Raw genomic sequence first — 15,575 nt, 5'->3', positions numbered from 1 at the left:
GATGACGATCACCGACAGTCTCACCGTGCCGCCGAACGAAATCGAGCTGACGGCCGTGCGCGCGCAGGGCGCGGGCGGTCAGAACGTCAACAAGGTGTCGAGCGCGATTCATCTGCGCTTCGACATCCGCGCGTCGTCGCTGCCGGAGCACATCAAGGCGCGGCTGCTCGAGCTCAGCGACAGCCGCGTCACGCGGGAAGGCGTGATCGTCATCAAGGCGCAGGAACATCGCACGCAGGACATGAACCGTGCCGCGGCGCTCGCGCGGCTCGACGAGCTGATTCGAAGCGTTTCGGTCACGCGGCGCAAGCGCGTTGCGACCAAGCCGACGCGGGCTTCGCAGTTGCGTCGTGTCGAAGGCAAGGTGAAGCGCGGGGCGATCAAGGCGGGGCGGGGGCCGGTGCGCGGCGACTGAGTCAGCCTTCCTTCCACTGCCGAGGCACATCGCCGAGCGGGCCGAGAAACCACGACTTGAGCACGCCGCTCCCGATCACGCGCCCGAGTTCGGCGAACGCGCAGTAGTTGCTGATCATCAGGAACAGAAGAATCTGAACCGCGCAGGACTGCGGCCAGTTGACGTGCGCGATCAACTCGTGATGCGCCGCCGCCAGGTTATGCGTTTCTTTCCAGAAATCGAACAGCCGCTCGAGATAGTGCAGAAATCCGGCGATGATCGTGTAGATGAGCGTCTTCCAGGCGACGTTCCAGACCAGCGGGCGATCCGGGAAGCGATTGATGAACGGCAGCATATTGGCGATCAACACCGCCTTGCCGAGAATCAGCGACGCAACGATCACCGAAACGGACGTGGGCAGCGAAATGCCGGTGCCTTTCACCATCAGCGTGCGAATGATCACGACAGCATGCAGGAGCACGAAGAAGAAAAGCGTGGGCGGCACCATCTTCATCATTTCGTGCTTGAGTTTGGTCAGCGAAATGTTCATGTCGGCTTCCGGTGCAGGAATGCGAACATCGCAGAAAGATCAGCTCACGGCGCGAGTTTGCGTCGTCGGTTAAAGGGTACGCGCTTTACGACGCCAGTGGCGAGCGCGGTGCCCGCGAGCACGATCGCGCAGCCGGCGAGCATCGCGGGCGAAACGTGTTCGTGCAGAAAGAGCGCGCCCCACAGAATGCCGAAGAGCGGGATGACGAAGGTCACGGTCATCGCGCGCGCGGGGCCCGCGACGGTGATCAGATGAAAATAGATGAAGTACGCGACGCCCGTGCAGCCGATGCCGAGCGCCAGCACCGCGCCCCACGCGTGCGCGGAAACCGGCGCGGCGGGCCACGTGAGGAGCGCGATCGGCGCGAGCGCGAGGGTTGCGCCGATCATGCTGCCAGCGGCGTTGGTCATCGCGTCGACGTTCATCAGGTACTTCTTGGCGAAGTTGCCCGCCACACCATAGAGCGCCGATGCCGCCAGCGCCGCCGCCGCCGCGAGCATGCCCTGCACGGGCAGCGCGGCATCGTGGCCCGCCTGTTCCGGAGCGATCTGGTTCCACACCAGCACGAGCACGCCGGCGAAACCGATAGCCATGCCGATCGTGCGCGCGGTCGTCAGGCGGTCGCGCAGCCACACGTAGGCGACGAGCGCGCCGAACAGCGGTGTCGTCGCGTTGATGACGGAGGTCGCGCCGGCCGAGAGCGTCAGTTCGGCATAGGCGAAAAGGCAGAACGGCGCGGCCGAGTTCAGCATGCCGACGACGAACAACTGACGCCAGCGCGCGCGCAGTGTCGCAACGGTGGCGGCGAGCGGACGGCGCGCCAGCAGCATCGCGACGAGAAACACCGCGCCGATGCCGACGCGCAGCGCCATCAGCGGCGCGACGCCGAACTCGGCCACGCCGACGCGAATGAAGAGAAACGACGCGCCCCACAGGGCGGCGAGCACGATCAGTTGCAGCAGATTGGCGGGTGACATGGCGGGGCGGACTTCGGGTTACGTATCGAAAGTCCGCGCATGTTAGCACCGCGCGCATACCAAAATTGGTCCGCGCAACGAAAGCGCAAGAAGCGGGAGAGAGGCGAAATCAGTGCGGCGGAATCATCCACGTCAGCACGTTCTGCTGCAGCCACACGAGCACGCCGAGCAGCACGGTGAGAAAGATCGAATGCCAGAACGTGCGCGCGAACACGAGGCCTTCCTTGCCTTTGAGCTCGGTCGTCGCGACGCCGGTCGAAATGTTTTGCGGCGAGATCATCTTGCCCATCACGCCGCCGGACGAGTTGGTCGCCGCCATCAGCACCGGATTGAGGTTGAGCTGGTTCGCGGCGACCACCTGCAGGTTGCCGAACAGCGCGTTGCCCGACGTGTCGCTGCCCGACAGGAACACGGCGACCCAGCCGAGGAACGCGGAAACGAGCGGGAAGAACGGCCCGACCGACGCCACGCCCAAACCCAGCGTGTAGTTCATGCCCGAATAGTTCATCAGATACGCGAGGCCGACGATCGTCGCGACCGTCAGAATCGCGATGCGCGTCTGCACCCACGTATCGACGATGGCCGCGCCGTACTCGCGCGCGGGCAGTTTCACCAGCAGCGCCGTGATGATCGATGCGACCAGGATCGCGGTGCCGGTCGCGAGCGGCTGGAAGTCCCAGATCGCGCCGTAGGGCTGGTTGTACAGCGTGATGTAGACGGCCTTGTCGAGGCCCGGCCACGCGAGCTTGACGTCGCCGATCAGGAAGATCTTGAGCACCGTCCACACGATCACGACCACCGACACGACGATCCACGGCAGCCAGCCCTGGCCGCCCGGAATCGTCGAGCGCGTGGCGCCGAGGCGCTCGACGTTCACCGCGAAGCGCTCGTCCGCCACGGGCTTCCATACGCGCAGGAACGCGATCGTCAGGATCAGCGACACGAGCGACGAGAGCACGTCGGTCAGCGCATAGCTGATGTAGTTCGACGTGACGAACTGCGTGAGCGCGAACGCGCCGCCCGAGACCAGCAGCACGGGCCAGATGCGTGTCATGTTGCGAAAGCCCGCGTAGACGCCGATCACGTAGAACGGCAGAAAGAACGCGAAGAGCGGCAACTGGCGGCCGACCATTTTGGCGAGCGCGTCGGTCGGCAGATGCGTGACGGCGCCGAGCACGGTGATCGGCACGCCGAGCGCGCCGAACGCGACCGGCGCCGTATTGAAGATCAACGTGAAGGTGAGCGCCTCCAGCGTCGGGAAGCCGAGCAGGATCAGCAGCGAACTCGTGATGGCGATGGGCGTGCCGAAGCCGGAAATGCCTTCGAGCAGCGCGCCGAACGAGAAACCGATCACGACGAGCACGATGCGCCGGTCGTTCGGCAGGTTATCGACCATCCACAGGCGAAACGCCTCGAAACGCCCCGAGCGCTGCGCGACGTTGTAGAGCAGGATCGCGGCGAACACGATCCACATGACCGGCCAGAGTGCGAACACGGCGCCGGCCGCGACTGAATCGAGCGCGAGCCCGACCGGGAAATGCCAGCCGGCCACGGCGATCACGAGCGCCAGAATCAGGCCCGCGAGCGACGCCTGCCACGCCGGGCGGCGCGCCCAGCCGAGCAGTACGAGCACGAGGATGATCGGCAGCGCGGCCACGATGAAGGACGCGAGCAGGGAATGAGCGATCGGGGTGAGTAGCTGATGGAACATCGGGGCTCCTTGCGGGCGTCATGAGCGAGAGCGGCGTGGACGGTCGCCGCGATGCGCGTGGAGTTCGATGTTCGGCTGTGGGTGGTCACCGGCTTAAGCATCCGCATAACGCGCACACTAAGAATAGGGCGCGAACGGCCTGCGTCAAGGCGCGAATGCCGGTTCATTGCGGCCCGGGCGGAGTGCCCGGGGTGTGACGGGGCGCGCCGCGAGGCGGGCGCGCCGTCATGAAGGGAAGGCGAAGCTGCGCGCGCGATCAGCTTTTGGCGATGGCGTCGGGCGCGGGGTTATCGCGGTTGACGGCGGGCGTCTGCCGGAACACCCACACGGTCAACAAGCCGAGAGAGGCGAGCATCCACAACAGGAAAAACGCAAAGGCCATCATGTCCGATCCCCCGATACGGAAAGTGCGCGGAATGCGCGGCACCGTTTTGCGACTTGGTCATTGTCGCAACGCGGCAATTGGGGACGTAGATAGCCAGAACCGTGCCAATCGTCTGGCGAAATCCGCCAACGCCTTGTCGGATAAGGAAAGTGTCCGGTCGCACAATCGCGCGGAACACAGCCCGATGGTCGAATGGATCAGAAAATGTTGCAGCAATGTTACGAGGCGATGTGCGAAGTCGTCATTTGTCTCATCCGATGCAACATGCGGCAGCGCGGATCAATGTCCGTGGCCTCCGCCTCCGCCGTGCCAGCCTCCACCTCCGCCTTGCCAGCTACTGCCGCCGCCGTGCCAGCCGCCGCCACCGCCATGCCAGCCGTGGCCGTGCCATCCGCCGCCCCAGCAGCAACCGCCGCCGCCCCAGTATCCGAAGCTGAGTGAAACCGCGGGATAGCCGTAACCATAGCCATAGCCGTAATAAGCCGGATAGGCGGCATACGGCGGATAGTAGGGATACGAGTAGGGAACCGTCTGGTAGTAGTCGGAATACGGCGAACCGACCGCGTACTCATATTGCGGCGGGAGCGTTGCGCTGCTTGTGTAAGTTGCTGCAGCGCCGCCGGACGCCCCCTGCGCGGGCACCGTGAATTCCCGCTGGGTATAAGCCGTGCCGACGACGGGATAAGGTGGATAAGCCGGATAGCCGTAAGGGTAATAGCACCCGCTGACGATGAGCCCGACGGCGAGCGCCACGGCTGCCGTTCCAGGTCCGGGAATGCTGCGAGCGGAAATCATGGTACTGCTCCTGGCGATACGGCTTGCCGAACTCTTGAATCGGATGAGGGGAAAACGGGTCCGTTAAGAAGCAGCTTAGTCGAACGATGTCGTCAATCGTTGCGCGTAGTGTGACAAAGCATTACGGCGCGACTTTATGTATCAGAAATGAAACAAGGCGGCGAAATTGCGGCGAAGCCAGCGTGCTTCGCCGCCCGAATTCCGGTCCCGCTACTTGCCGACCTGATTGCCGATCACCCCGCCGACAGCCGCGCCGCCCAGCGTCGAAAGCGCGCTGCCGCCGATCACCGCGCCGCCCGCCGCGCCCACGCCCGCGCCGATGGCGGTATCCCGTTGACGCGTGCTCATGTCGCCGCAAGCGGTCAGTCCTCCGAGAAACGCAACGACCATTGCGGCGGCGCCGATCTGTTTGATGGTTTTCATGTCGACTCTCCAATTCGATGATGAAGTGAATCGGCTACGGTTCGTCACGACGTTTTCGCCGGTTCGTTCGTTTCTCAGCAGGAAAAATGCCTGAATCGTCCGATGAATCGCTCATCGAGGCCCGATAAGGCTTCGCGCCCGACGCGCATGAAAAAACGGCCTGCCGCACGCACCGTGCGACAGGCCGTTGTCAGCCATCCGGAAGCATCAGGTCGGCTGGTAGATCTCCGAGCCCTTCTTCACGAACTCGATCGCCTTCGTCTCCATGCCCTTGGCGAGCGCCTCGTTTTCGCTCAGGCCCTGCTTCGCCGCGAAATCGCGCACGTCCTGCGTGATCTTCATCGAGCAGAAGTGCGGGCCGCACATCGAGCAGAAGTGCGCGACCTTCGCCGAATCCTTCGGCAGGGTTTCGTCGTGGAACTCACGCGCCTTGTCCGGATCGAGGCCGAGGTTGAACTGGTCTTCCCAGCGGAATTCGAAGCGCGCCTTCGAGAGCGCGTTGTCGCGCACCTGCGCGCCCGGATGGCCTTTCGCCAGATCGGCTGCGTGCGCCGCGAGCTTGTAGGTGATGATGCCTACTTTCACGTCGTCCTTGTTCGGCAGGCCGAGGTGTTCCTTCGGCGTGACGTAGCAGAGCATCGCGGTGCCGAACCAGCCGATCATCGCCGCGCCGATGCCCGACGTGATGTGGTCATAACCCGGCGCGATATCCGTCGTCAGCGGCCCGAGCGTGTAGAAGGGCGCCTCGTCGCACCATTCCAGTTGCAGGTCCATGTTCTCCTTGATGAGCTGCATCGGCACGTGGCCGGGGCCTTCGATCATCACCTGCACGTCGTGCTTCCACGCGATCTGCGTGAGTTCGCCGAGCGTCTTCAGCTCGCCGAGCTGCGCTTCGTCGTTGGCGTCGTAGATGGAGCCGGGGCGCAGGCCATCGCCGAGCGAGAACGAGACATCGTATTGCTTCATGATTTCGCAGATGTCTTCGAAGTGCTCGTAGATGAAGCTTTCCTTGTGATGCGCGAGGCACCACTTCGCCATGATCGAGCCGCCGCGCGACACAATGCCGGTCATCCGGTTGGCGGTCAGCGGCACGTATTGCAGGCGCACGCCGGCGTGGATCGTGAAGTAGTCGACGCCTTGTTCCGCCTGCTCGATGAGCGTGTCGCGGAAGATTTCCCACGTCAGGTCTTCTGCCTTGCCGTTGACCTTTTCGAGTGCCTGATAGATCGGCACCGTGCCGATCGGCACCGGCGAATTGCGGATGATCCACTCGCGCGTTTCGTGAATATGCTTGCCGGTCGACAGATCCATCACCGTGTCGCCGCCCCAGCGGATCGCCCAGGTCATCTTGTCGACTTCCTCGCCGATGGAGGAGGTCACCGCCGAATTGCCGATGTTCGCGTTGATCTTCACGAGGAAGTTGCGGCCGATGATCATCGGCTCGCTTTCCGGGTGATTGATGTTCGCGGGAATGATCGCGCGGCCGCGCGCCACTTCCTCGCGCACGAATTCGGGCGTGATTTCCTTCGCCGCGTCCTTGCCGAACGCCGCCGCGCCGAACGCCTGGCCGGAATGCTGGCGGCCCATCATCGCGGCGAGCTTTTCGCCGTTCGGGCCGCTTTTCTTCAGGCTTTCGAGATATTCCGCGCGCTGCTGGTTCTCGCGGATCGCGATGTACTCCATCTCCGGCGTGATGATGCCTTGCCGCGCGTAGTGCATCTGCGAGACGTTCTTGCCGGGAATCGCGCGGCGCGGATGACGATGCAGATCCGGAAAGCGCAATTCGGCCGTCTTCGGATCGGCGGCGCGTTCGCGGCCGAATTCGCTCGACAAGCCGCTCAGTTCTTCCGTGTCGCCGCGCGCTTCGATCCACTTGCCGCGCAGCGCTGCCAGGCCGGAGCGGATGTCGATGTTCGCGTCCGGGTCCGTGTATGGGCCGGACGTGTCGTACACGTAGACGGGCGGATTCTTTTCGGCGCCGAAGCCGTCGGGGGTGTCGGATTGCGTGATTTCGCGCATCGGCACGCGGATGTCGGGCGTCGAGCCTTCGACATAGACCTTGCGCGAGTTCGGCAGCGGCGCGATGGCGGCGGCATCGACGACGGCGTTCTCTGACAGGAACTTGGGGTTGGCATTCATGTGCTGTCTCTCCTGTGTGGGACGGTTTTATCCGGGCGCGACGCGGGCGAACGCCGTCGAGCTCGGCTGATTCAGGAGCTAAACAGGGAGGAACGAGATGGAAAGGTACGGGTTCGGTAGAAGCGGTGCGGATGCTGCGGACCTTGGAACCCGAACGCTTCCCTGCGCTGGCATTATCCAGATCAGGTTCAAAGGGTATTTCTCACCCACGCCGCACGAAGCGATTCAGACCGATGAAGCCGATTGAAATCGCGATGTGCAACGCAGGACCCCCGCGTTAGCAGCCGACACGTTACACCGGGGCGTGGCGTCTTGGCAACCATTCGTAAAGATGTGCGACCGCGTTCCGTGCTTACTGCATAATGTCGAGCGCCGCGGATTCCGGGTTTTCCCGGGGATCGCGCGGTCTCTCCTCGCGCACTCGCACTTCTTCGTTCCGCCATGCCGTTCAGTCTGGTTTTGTCCGTTATCGTCCGGCGCGCAGCCGTTGCGGAGTAATGCATGTCCGCTCTGCCGCCGCCGCGTCTGCCGTTCAGCTTCCCCGACCGTTTTCCGTTTCGTGCACCGCGCTCCTTCAAGGGGCAGGTCGCGCTTGCGTTGGCCGTCGTCTATCTCGTGTGGGGCTCGACGTATCTCGGGATCCATCTGTCGCTCGAGTCGTTTCCGCCGCTCATGCTCGGCGGTTTGCGTAATCTGTGCGCGGGCGTCGGGCTGTTCGTGATCGCCTTGCATCGCAAGGCGGTGTGGCCGAGCGCGCGGGAAGTGCGCAATGCGGCGATCGTCGGGACTTTGCTGGAAGGCTTGTCGAGCGGGATGATGGCCTACGGCATGCGCACGGTGGGAACCGGCACGGCCGCGGTGATGGTGGCCACTGTGCCGCTCTTCGCGACGATCTTCACGGCGCTGAGCGGGCGCGATGTCGCGAAGGGCGAGTGGTTCGCGGTGGCGTTGGGGTTGATCGGCATCGTGCTGCTCAATCATGGCGATCCGTCGCCGAGTTCCACGGTCGGCACGCTGGCGATTCTGTGCGCGGCGATCTTCTGGGCAGGCGGCGCGCATCTGGCGAGCCGTTTGCCGCAACCGTCCGATCTGTTGATGTCGACGGCGTTGCAGATCGGGCTCGGCGGTTTGATCGCGACGGGCATCGCGCTGGCGGCGGGCGAGCGGCTCACGCAGGTGAGCGTCGGCGCGGGGTTTTCGTTCGTGTATCTCGTGGTGATCGGGTCGATGGCGGCGTATGTCGCTTATAACTTTCTGATTCGGAACACGAGCACGATCGTCGCGACGAGTTGCCTTTATGTGAATCCGGTCGTCGCCGTCATGCTGGGAGCGGTGCTCCTTGGGGAAATCATTACGCAGTGGACCGTCATCGCGACGGTCGTGATTCTGCTTTCGGTCGGGCTTTCGTTCTGGTTTGATTATCGGAGGCGGGGGCTCGTCTGAGCGCGCCTGCCTTGTAAGAAACGCTTCCACAAAGGGGCCGCCTGCATCGATCGAGGCGGCTCAGCCGTACTCGCTTTCCACCTCTCGAATAATTCCTCTAATGAATCGCCAAGCCTTGTCCAGCAAGGCTTGAGTGGACACGTGCCACTTCCGCACACCGCATCGGGGCATATCCATTGCTCAAGGCAGGCACTCGTATCGATGGCGCTGCTGCGTCGTTCGATCGGGCAAGGAAGGGAAAAGAACCGGGGCCGGCGAACCAGGCGCGAAGTACCGAGGACGTCCAGGCGTCCGGACCCCGGATAACGAGGTGTCGATCAAAACAAAGGAAGGTGTCACCATGAAGCTCATCCGCACCGCTGCCGCGCTTGCCGCCGTCGCCGCTTTGCTCTCCGCTTGCGGCGGAAGCTCCGACGACGTCGGCAAGGAAATCGGCGTCACCCAGGCGCAGGTCCATTTCATTCACGCGATCCCGAGCGGCCCGAACGTCGACTTCTACGACAACAGCAAGGTCCTGCAGCCGAATCTCGCCTACAAGACGGTGACCAACTTCGCGAACATCGACACCGGCCAGCACAACTTCTCCTACGCGGCCGTGAACACGACGACGCAACTCGCCACCGACACGAGCATCTCGAACGCGGCAAAGGGGCATGAGTACACGGTGATCGCACTGCCGGACGCGGGCTTCCTGCCGTCGATCGCGGTGATCGACGATCCGTTCGACAAGGGACTTCTGTCGAGCAGTGCGCGGGTGCGCGCCTTCAACGCGTCGACGAATGCGCCGAACCTCGATATCTATCTGGTCGCGCCGGGCACGAACGTCGCCAACGTCAGCCCGACGATGGCGGGCGTCGCCTACAAGAACGCCGTCCCCGCGACGACGCAGGATTCCCTCTACGTCTCAGGCGGCACGTATCAGCTGATCGCGACGCTGCCGGGTTCGAAGACGCCCGTCTACACATCGGCCTCGTTCGATCTCGCCAAGAACGCGGACTGGCTCGTGACGACGCTGCCTTCGGGGAATGCGCTCTCGCAACTGGTGCCGGAGAAGATTCGCGTGCTGGTCGCGCAGGGCGGCAACACGCAGCAACCGGCGCTCGAATTGCCCGACACGCAATGACGCTTCACGCCTGAGCAAGCAAACCCGGCCGCGCCCATCGGCCGGGTTTTTTTTTGCCCGTCGCGCAAGATGGCGATGAACAAAAAAATTCCCGCCACGCGAACGTGGCGGGAAGACAGGGCACTACATCAACACTAAGGAACGCCTGAGCCTGAGCAGCCGCTTACTTGTGCTCCTCGGCGGAATTCGAGATGGCCTGACCGCCCTTCGAAATATCCTGGCCCGCACCCGAGACAGTGTTGCAGCCCGCGAGAGCCGCCGTGCCTGCAATCAGCAGTAGAGCGATGAGTCGAGTCATGTTTATCCCCTTGGAGTTGAAATGCGTGACAGGAATAGGTCCGCGCATCGTGTCTGTGGTGACAGGCGCCTTGTCGTCGCCCGCCTTACCGATGTGAACAATCATAAAAAAAGCGGACCACGCCACGCTGTAGGCACGCATGCGATTTTCCTGTCGGCGGCGTCCGTTCTTGGTGTCGGCATCGTCCTACGCGGCGAGCGGCGCATCGACACTGCGTTCGCGCGGCATCGACACGCTGATCGCCGTACCGTGCGGCGATGCGCGCTCGATCTCGAAGCGCCCGCCGCGCGCCGACACACGCTGCCGCATGCCGACGAGCCCATGCGTCTGCGTGCGCTTCAGATCCTGTGGCCGGATGCCGATGCCGTCATCGGTGATCGAGAGCGACACGTTCTCTTCATCGATATCGAGCGCAATGCGGATGCGGCTCGCATGCGCGTATTTCGCCGCGTTCGTGAGCGTCTCCTGCGCGACGCGAAAGAGCGCGATCTCGATCGCCTCGCCGAGCTTCACGTCCTCGCCCGGCAGATCGGATTCCACGCTCCAGCCGTTGCGCTGCGCGGCTTCATCGGCGAGCGAGCGCAGCGCGGTCACGAGGCCGAAGTTGGCGAGCACGGTCGGGCGCATGTCCTCGATGATGCGGCGCTTCAACGCAATGCCCTGATCGAGATTGCCGAGGGCGCGCGCGAGCTTTTCGGCCATCGCGGGTTCGGTGTCTTTCAGCTTGCCGCGCACCCACGCGACGTCCATCTTGCTCGCGGTGAGAATCGAGCCGAGTTCGTCGTGCAGTTCGCGCGCGAGCTCCGTCTTCTCGTTTTCACTGACCGATTGCAAATGCCACGCGAGCGCTTCGAGCTGGCGCGTGCGCGCGAACACGAGCTGATCGAGTTCTTCCTGCTGCGTGATGAGCGCCTTCTGCACGCGAGCCTGTTTGTCGAGCTGGATGCCGAGATTGCGGAACAGCAGGATGAACAACACGATATTGAGCGCGCACAACGCGCCGACGCAGAGCGTGGAGATGCGCTGATCGGCGCGGCTCGCGTCGAGCGCGTGTTGCGCGCGCTGTTCCTCGTTCAGGCGCAACAGTGACAACGCCGCATCGAGCGTCGCGCTGGTGTCGGGCGGCGGCAGCGCGAGCGATTTCACGCGTGCGGCGGCATCGTCCGGCGCTTCTTCGAGGCGCACGGTGCCTTGCGCGATTTCATCGTCGTCGGCGGCGCGGATCTGCGCGAAACTCGCGAGCGCGGTGTCGTCGCCGATGCGCCGGTAATACGCATCGAGCGACGCCAGCGTGCGCCGCACGCGTCCGGTTGTCTCCCTGAAATGCGCCTGATACGCGCCGTCCGGCTTCAGCGCGAAGCCGCGTTCGTCGGCGGTGAGCGTGGCGATATCGGCGGCGAGCGTCGACAACTGGGCGGTTGCGCCCTTGGCGTCGAGCGCGGTTTCGTATTCCGACGCGATCCGCATGCGCCCCGATTCCAGAATGACGAGGCCGCCCACCGTGATGACGATCGCCACCGTCATTGCGACGGCCCAGCTGTAGCGGCGCATCCACTCGTTGAAACGCGCCGCGCGTCGCGCGATTCCGGCCGGCGCGGGCGGCGTGGGCGTTTTCGGCATGGCGGGTTCGTCGGCGGCGAAGGACGATGCTTCGTCGGGCAGGATCGTCGGTATCGCGGCGCGCGGTACGTGGCTCATGGTGTCGGGTAGCCGATTTGAAAGCGAGTGTCGGTGGATTCCCACAGCAAAAAAGGAGCCTGCCCGGATGCGCGCCGCCAGACGCATCGCTAGGATGGTTCCGTCATCCATTCTTACGGGGAACGATCATGCTGAAGTGGGCATTGTTTTTCGCGATCGTGGCCGTGATCGCGGGCGTGCTGGGTTTCACGGGCGTCGCCGCCGGAGCCGCGGCCATCGCGAAATTCCTGTTCGTGCTGTTCCTGATCCTGTGCGCCGTGTTCCTGGTGCTCGGCTTCGTCATCACGAAAAAAGCCATCGATTAGAGGAGGTCACATGCTTCATTACGCCGTTGTCTTCTTCGTCATCGCCATCATCGCGGCCGTGTTCGGCTTCACGGGCATCGCGGCCGGCGCGGCGGAAATCGCGAAGATCCTTTTCTATATTTTTCTCGTCGTGTTCGTGGTCACCTTGCTGCTCGGCGTGTTCCGAACGTGATGCCCTCATTCGGGCGAAAGCCATGAGCCACCAAGCCGCGCGCGGGTTTTACGACCGTCGTGCGGCTTTTTGAAGGGATCAGGCATGGCGCATGCATCGGAGTCTCTGATTGGATAGCGGGGTTCTATGCGGACCCGCGCCAGCGAACAGTCATGTCACACCCCATCACAGAGGAGCGAACCAAATGTCCAAATCGTCTGCTGTAAAAGCTGCGCCGAGCCAGTCCACGGACGCTTTTGTCCTCGATGTCGAAAAGATTCGCGCCGATGCGCGGCAGCACATGGACGAAGGCGCGGTGACGACAGGTTACGGCGCCGATCGCGAGACCGTGCTGAAGCTGCTCAACGACTCGCTCGCCACCGAAATCGTCTGCACGCTGCGGTACAAGCGCCACTACTTCATGGCGAAGGGCATCCATTCGGAAGCCGTCGCGCAGGAATTCCTGGAGCACGCGAACGAGGAACAGGAACACGCCGATACGCTCGCCGAGCGCATCGTGCAGCTCGGCGGCGCGCCGAATTTCGCGCCGGACGGCCTCTCGTCGCGCTCGCATTCGGAGTACAGCGAAGGCAAGGATCTGATCGACATGATCCGCGAGAACCTGATTGCCGAGCGCATCGCGATCGATACGTATCGCGAGATCATTCGCTATCTCGGCGACAAGGACGTCACGACGCGGCGCATCTTCGAGGACATTCTCGCCGTCGAGGAAGAACACGCCGACGACATGGCGGACCTGCTGGAAGGCCGCAACGGATAAGGGCGATGCCGCCGGGCGCGCGCAGTGCGTGCCCGGCGCACTCCATGACATGGCCGATCAACTATTACAAGAGCGTCCGGCCTTGCGGACGACGCGAATGATTCGAGTCCTGATAGCCGACGACCACGCGATCGTGCGCAGCGGTTTCCGCCAGTTCGTCGCGGACGAGCCTGACATGGAAGTCGCCGCCGAAGCCGCCACCGGCGACGAGGCGATTGCGCGCGTGCGCGAGCAGGCGTTCGACGTGGTGTTGCTCGACATCGCCATGCCGGACAAGAACGGCGTCGACACGTTGCGCGTGATCAAGCAGATCCGGCCGGAGCAGGGCGTGCTGATGCTTTCGGGCTTTCCGGAGAGCCAGTACGCGATCAACCTGCTGAAGGCCGGCGCGAACGGCTATCTGAACAAGGACGCCGCGCCCGAAGAAATCGTGCGGGCGATCCGCACGGTGGCGCGCGGGCATCGGTATCTGTCGGAATTCATCGCGGACGCGCTCGCCGACAAGCTCGACAAACCCGCCGCCGAGCGGCCTCACGAAATGCTGTCGGAGCGCGAGTTTCAGATCTTCTGCAAGCTCGCGGGCGGCCAGATTCCGACGGAAATCGCGCAGGAACTGCATCTATCGGTGAAGACGGTGAGCACCTATCGGGCGCGCGTGCTGGAAAAGATGCGGCTCGCCAACAACGCCGACCTCACGTATTACGCGATCAAGAATGGCCTGATCGAATAGCGGCGCGGCACACGGAGGGCGCCCGACGTGGGCAATCACATCGACACCGACGACCGGGCAGGACACGAGCGGACGCCGCGCGCGCCGCTCGCGGTGTTGCTGATCGAGGATTCGCCGCTGATCCGTCGCAGCCTGACCGAGGCGATCGACGCGCTCGGGCCGTGGCGCGTGACCGCTTTCGCCGATAACCCCGCCGACGCCATCGCGCTACTCGCGGCGCAGTCGTTCGACGCGGTGATCGTCGATCTGCAACTGAAGCGCGGCTCGGGCATCGACGTGCTCGCGTGGCTCGGGGCGAGCGGCGAGGCGCGAGCGCGTGGCGCGTTCGTCGCGGTGCTGACCAATCACGCGCTACCGGCCTATCGCGAGCGGTGCCTGCAATATGGCGTGCGCCATTTCTTCGACAAGTCGCTCGAATTCGACCGCGTGCTCGACGCGCTGCACGACTACGCGCGCGAACGCGTCTGAGCGCGCGCGCGTCCGCGCCAGTGGCTGAAGCCGGCGAGCGCCGTCGCCGCGAGGCCGGCGAGACAGACGCCCGTCCAGCCCATCGCGTGCCATGCGAGCGACGCGAGCGCCGAACCCACTGATCCGCCGATGAAATACGCGACCATATAGACCGTGTTCACGCGGCTGCGCGCCTCCGGCTTGAGCGCGTAGATGCGCGACTGGTTCGAGATCTGCGCGGCCTGCACGCCGATATCGAGCACGATCACGCCGACGACCAGCCCGGGGATACTCCGCGCGGACAACGCGAACACCACGAACGACACCGCGACCAACCCGATGCACAGCGAAATGACCGCACGCGGCCCGCGCTTGTCGGCGGATTTGCCCGCGAGCGGCGCCGCGAGCGCGCCTGCCGCGCCGACGATGCCGAACAGCCCCGCGGCCTGCGGTCCCATGTGAAACGGCTCGCCCGCGAGCAGCAGCGTGAGCACCGACCAGAAAATGCTGAACGCGGCGAAGAGCGCGCCGCCAGTCAGCGATGCTTCGCGCAGCGCCGCGCTTTCCGCCGCTAGATGCCACAGCGAGACGAGCAGCTTGCCGTAGGGAAGCGTCGCAGTCGGCCGGCTTTTCGGCAGCCGCGCGATCACCACGACCGCCAGCGCGACGGTCGCGAACACGGACGCGCCGAACACCGCGCGCCAGCCGAAATACTGCGCGACGAAGCCGGACACCGTGCGCGCGAGCAGAATGCCGAGCAACAGCCCGCTCATCACCGTGCCGACGGCGTGGCCGCGTTCGGAAGCGGGCGCGAGCTCGGCGGCGAAGGGCACGGCCTGCTGCGCGATCGTCGACACGATGCCGATCGCGAGGCTCGCCGCGATCAGCACCGCGAGCGTTGGCGCGGCAGCCGCGACGACGAGCGATGCGCCGAGCGCCGCCAGTTGCAGCAGGATCAGCAGACGCCGGTCGAAGCGGTCGCCGAGCGGCGCGAGCACGAGCATGCCGAGCGCGTAGCCGAGTTGCGTCGACGCGGGCACGGCGCCGATCAGCCACGCGCTGCCGGGAAAGCTTGCGCGGAAGTCGTCGAGCAGCGGCTGATTGAAATAGATGTTCGCCACCGAAACGCCCGCGATGGTCGCGAGCAGCCACAGCGTGGCGCGGGAATAGTGCGGATGGCGTTCCGGCGGATGCGGTTGCGGCGCAGCGGGCATGGGAGCGGAGA

18 protein-coding genes and 1 riboswitch are annotated in these 15,575 nt (G+C 64.3%); of the genes, 8 read left to right on the top strand and 10 right to left on the bottom strand.

Annotated features, from left to right (window positions below; genetic code table 11):
* Position 1: 1 nt before the first annotated feature.
* Positions 2-415 (top strand): alternative ribosome rescue aminoacyl-tRNA hydrolase ArfB, encoded by a 414-nt coding sequence (gene arfB / locus AWB80_RS17350; RefSeq protein ID WP_061175900.1) that lies wholly within the window; start codon positions 2-4, stop codon positions 413-415.
* A 1-nt stretch (position 416) separates the two neighbouring features.
* Here arfB and AWB80_RS17345 read toward each other — a convergent pair whose 3' ends face one another.
* From AWB80_RS17345 to thiC, 7 genes are all read right to left on the bottom strand, one after another.
* Positions 417-944: a hypothetical protein gene (locus tag AWB80_RS17345; RefSeq protein WP_061175899.1), complete on the bottom strand. Its 528-nt coding sequence runs from the start codon at positions 942-944 to the stop codon at positions 417-419.
* Between the two features lie 44 nt (positions 945-988).
* Positions 989-1,921, bottom strand: a complete 933-nt coding sequence (locus AWB80_RS17340) for a DMT family transporter (RefSeq protein ID WP_061175898.1) — start codon at positions 1,919-1,921, stop codon at positions 989-991.
* A 109-nt stretch (positions 1,922-2,030) separates the two neighbouring features.
* On the bottom strand, positions 2,031-3,632 hold the full coding sequence (locus AWB80_RS17335) for an L-lactate permease (protein ID WP_061175897.1): 1,602 nt from the start codon (positions 3,630-3,632) through the stop codon (positions 2,031-2,033).
* Positions 3,633-3,888: 256 nt separating this feature from the next.
* Positions 3,889-4,017, bottom strand: coding sequence for a hypothetical protein (locus tag AWB80_RS45330; protein WP_279628660.1), 129 nt, complete (start codon positions 4,015-4,017; stop codon positions 3,889-3,891).
* Between the two features lie 279 nt (positions 4,018-4,296).
* Positions 4,297-4,812 carry a hypothetical protein gene (locus AWB80_RS17330; RefSeq protein ID WP_061175896.1) on the bottom strand — a complete coding sequence of 172 codons (516 nt, stop codon included), beginning with the start codon at positions 4,810-4,812 and terminating at the stop codon, positions 4,297-4,299.
* Between the two features lie 210 nt (positions 4,813-5,022).
* On the bottom strand, positions 5,023-5,202 hold the full coding sequence (locus AWB80_RS17325) for a glycine zipper 2TM domain-containing protein (RefSeq protein ID WP_425266866.1): 180 nt from the start codon (positions 5,200-5,202) through the stop codon (positions 5,023-5,025).
* A 240-nt stretch (positions 5,203-5,442) separates the two neighbouring features.
* A complete protein-coding gene (thiC, locus tag AWB80_RS17320; protein WP_061175894.1) occupies positions 5,443-7,374 on the bottom strand; it encodes a phosphomethylpyrimidine synthase ThiC in 1,932 nt (643 codons plus the stop codon).
* Positions 7,375-7,515: 141 nt separating this feature from the next.
* Positions 7,516-7,658, bottom strand: a riboswitch (TPP riboswitch).
* A 217-nt stretch (positions 7,659-7,875) separates the two neighbouring features.
* On the opposite strand from thiC, the gene AWB80_RS17315 reads away from it, so the two are divergent.
* Positions 7,876-8,817, top strand: a complete 942-nt coding sequence (locus tag AWB80_RS17315) for an EamA family transporter (protein WP_061175893.1) — start codon at positions 7,876-7,878, stop codon at positions 8,815-8,817.
* A gap of 340 nt (positions 8,818-9,157) precedes the next feature.
* On the top strand, positions 9,158-9,940 hold the full coding sequence (locus tag AWB80_RS17310) for a DUF4397 domain-containing protein (protein ID WP_061175892.1): 783 nt from the start codon (positions 9,158-9,160) through the stop codon (positions 9,938-9,940).
* Between the two features lie 163 nt (positions 9,941-10,103).
* Here the strand turns inward: AWB80_RS17310 and AWB80_RS17305 are convergent, their stop codons facing one another.
* Complete coding sequence (locus tag AWB80_RS17305) at positions 10,104-10,238, bottom strand: entericidin A/B family lipoprotein (RefSeq protein WP_016344885.1); 135 nt, start codon at positions 10,236-10,238, stop codon at positions 10,104-10,106.
* Between the two features lie 186 nt (positions 10,239-10,424).
* Positions 10,425-11,936, bottom strand: coding sequence for a sensor histidine kinase (locus tag AWB80_RS17300; protein ID WP_061175891.1), 1,512 nt, complete (start codon positions 11,934-11,936; stop codon positions 10,425-10,427).
* Positions 11,937-12,064: 128 nt separating this feature from the next.
* On the opposite strand from AWB80_RS17300, the gene AWB80_RS17295 reads away from it, so the two are divergent.
* The 5 genes from AWB80_RS17295 to AWB80_RS17275 all read left to right on the top strand — a co-directional run bounded on the left by AWB80_RS17295 (position 12,065) and on the right by AWB80_RS17275 (position 14,371).
* A complete protein-coding gene (locus AWB80_RS17295) occupies positions 12,065-12,241 on the top strand; it encodes a DUF1328 domain-containing protein (protein ID WP_087131367.1) in 177 nt (58 codons plus the stop codon).
* A 10-nt stretch (positions 12,242-12,251) separates the two neighbouring features.
* The gene (locus AWB80_RS17290) at positions 12,252-12,413 is read left to right on the top strand and encodes a DUF1328 domain-containing protein (protein ID WP_075643714.1); all 162 of its coding nucleotides are present in this window, start codon (positions 12,252-12,254) and stop codon (positions 12,411-12,413) included.
* 184 nt (positions 12,414-12,597) lie between these two features.
* Entirely contained in the window at positions 12,598-13,173 is a 576-nt protein-coding gene (locus tag AWB80_RS17285; RefSeq protein WP_061175890.1) for a ferritin-like domain-containing protein, read from the top strand.
* 97 nt (positions 13,174-13,270) lie between these two features.
* Entirely contained in the window at positions 13,271-13,903 is a 633-nt protein-coding gene (locus AWB80_RS17280) for a response regulator (protein ID WP_061175889.1), read from the top strand.
* 27 nt (positions 13,904-13,930) lie between these two features.
* Positions 13,931-14,371: a response regulator gene (locus tag AWB80_RS17275; protein WP_061175888.1), complete on the top strand. Its 441-nt coding sequence runs from the start codon at positions 13,931-13,933 to the stop codon at positions 14,369-14,371.
* Here the strand turns inward: AWB80_RS17275 and AWB80_RS17270 are convergent.
* Positions 14,350-15,564: an MFS transporter gene (locus tag AWB80_RS17270; protein ID WP_061175887.1), complete on the bottom strand. Its 1,215-nt coding sequence runs from the start codon at positions 15,562-15,564 to the stop codon at positions 14,350-14,352. The genes AWB80_RS17275 and AWB80_RS17270 overlap by 22 nt on opposite strands.
* Between the last annotated feature and the right edge of the window lie 11 nt (positions 15,565-15,575).

Source organism: Caballeronia pedi, from assembly GCF_001544915.2.
Lineage (GTDB): Bacteria > Pseudomonadota > Gammaproteobacteria > Burkholderiales > Burkholderiaceae > Caballeronia > Caballeronia pedi.
This window is presented reverse-complemented; position numbering and strand designations above follow the sequence as displayed.

Bases quoted from the DNA above. Each gene is read 5' to 3' on its own strand.
- arfB (WP_061175900.1), top strand. From the start codon at position 2: ATGACGATCACCGACAGTCTCACCGTGCCGCCGAACGAAATCGAGCTG.
- AWB80_RS17345 (WP_061175899.1), bottom strand. From the start codon at position 944: ATGAACATTTCGCTGACCAAACTCAAGCACGAAATGATGAAGATGGTG.
- AWB80_RS17340 (WP_061175898.1), bottom strand. From the start codon at position 1,921: ATGTCACCCGCCAATCTGCTGCAACTGATCGTGCTCGCCGCCCTGTGG.
- AWB80_RS17335 (WP_061175897.1), bottom strand. From the start codon at position 3,632: ATGTTCCATCAGCTACTCACCCCGATCGCTCATTCCCTGCTCGCGTCC.
- AWB80_RS45330 (WP_279628660.1), bottom strand. From the start codon at position 4,017: ATGATGGCCTTTGCGTTTTTCCTGTTGTGGATGCTCGCCTCTCTCGGC.
- AWB80_RS17330 (WP_061175896.1), bottom strand. From the start codon at position 4,812: ATGATTTCCGCTCGCAGCATTCCCGGACCTGGAACGGCAGCCGTGGCG.
- AWB80_RS17325 (WP_425266866.1), bottom strand. From the start codon at position 5,202: ATGGTCGTTGCGTTTCTCGGAGGACTGACCGCTTGCGGCGACATGAGC.
- thiC (WP_061175894.1), bottom strand. From the start codon at position 7,374: ATGAATGCCAACCCCAAGTTCCTGTCAGAGAACGCCGTCGTCGATGCC.
- AWB80_RS17315 (WP_061175893.1), top strand. From the start codon at position 7,876: ATGTCCGCTCTGCCGCCGCCGCGTCTGCCGTTCAGCTTCCCCGACCGT.
- AWB80_RS17310 (WP_061175892.1), top strand. From the start codon at position 9,158: ATGAAGCTCATCCGCACCGCTGCCGCGCTTGCCGCCGTCGCCGCTTTG.
- AWB80_RS17305 (WP_016344885.1), bottom strand. From the start codon at position 10,238: ATGACTCGACTCATCGCTCTACTGCTGATTGCAGGCACGGCGGCTCTC.
- AWB80_RS17300 (WP_061175891.1), bottom strand. From the start codon at position 11,936: ATGAGCCACGTACCGCGCGCCGCGATACCGACGATCCTGCCCGACGAA.
- AWB80_RS17295 (WP_087131367.1), top strand. From the start codon at position 12,065: ATGCTGAAGTGGGCATTGTTTTTCGCGATCGTGGCCGTGATCGCGGGC.
- AWB80_RS17290 (WP_075643714.1), top strand. From the start codon at position 12,252: ATGCTTCATTACGCCGTTGTCTTCTTCGTCATCGCCATCATCGCGGCC.
- AWB80_RS17285 (WP_061175890.1), top strand. From the start codon at position 12,598: ATGTCCAAATCGTCTGCTGTAAAAGCTGCGCCGAGCCAGTCCACGGAC.
- AWB80_RS17280 (WP_061175889.1), top strand. From the start codon at position 13,271: ATGATTCGAGTCCTGATAGCCGACGACCACGCGATCGTGCGCAGCGGT.
- AWB80_RS17270 (WP_061175887.1), bottom strand. From the start codon at position 15,564: ATGCCCGCTGCGCCGCAACCGCATCCGCCGGAACGCCATCCGCACTAT.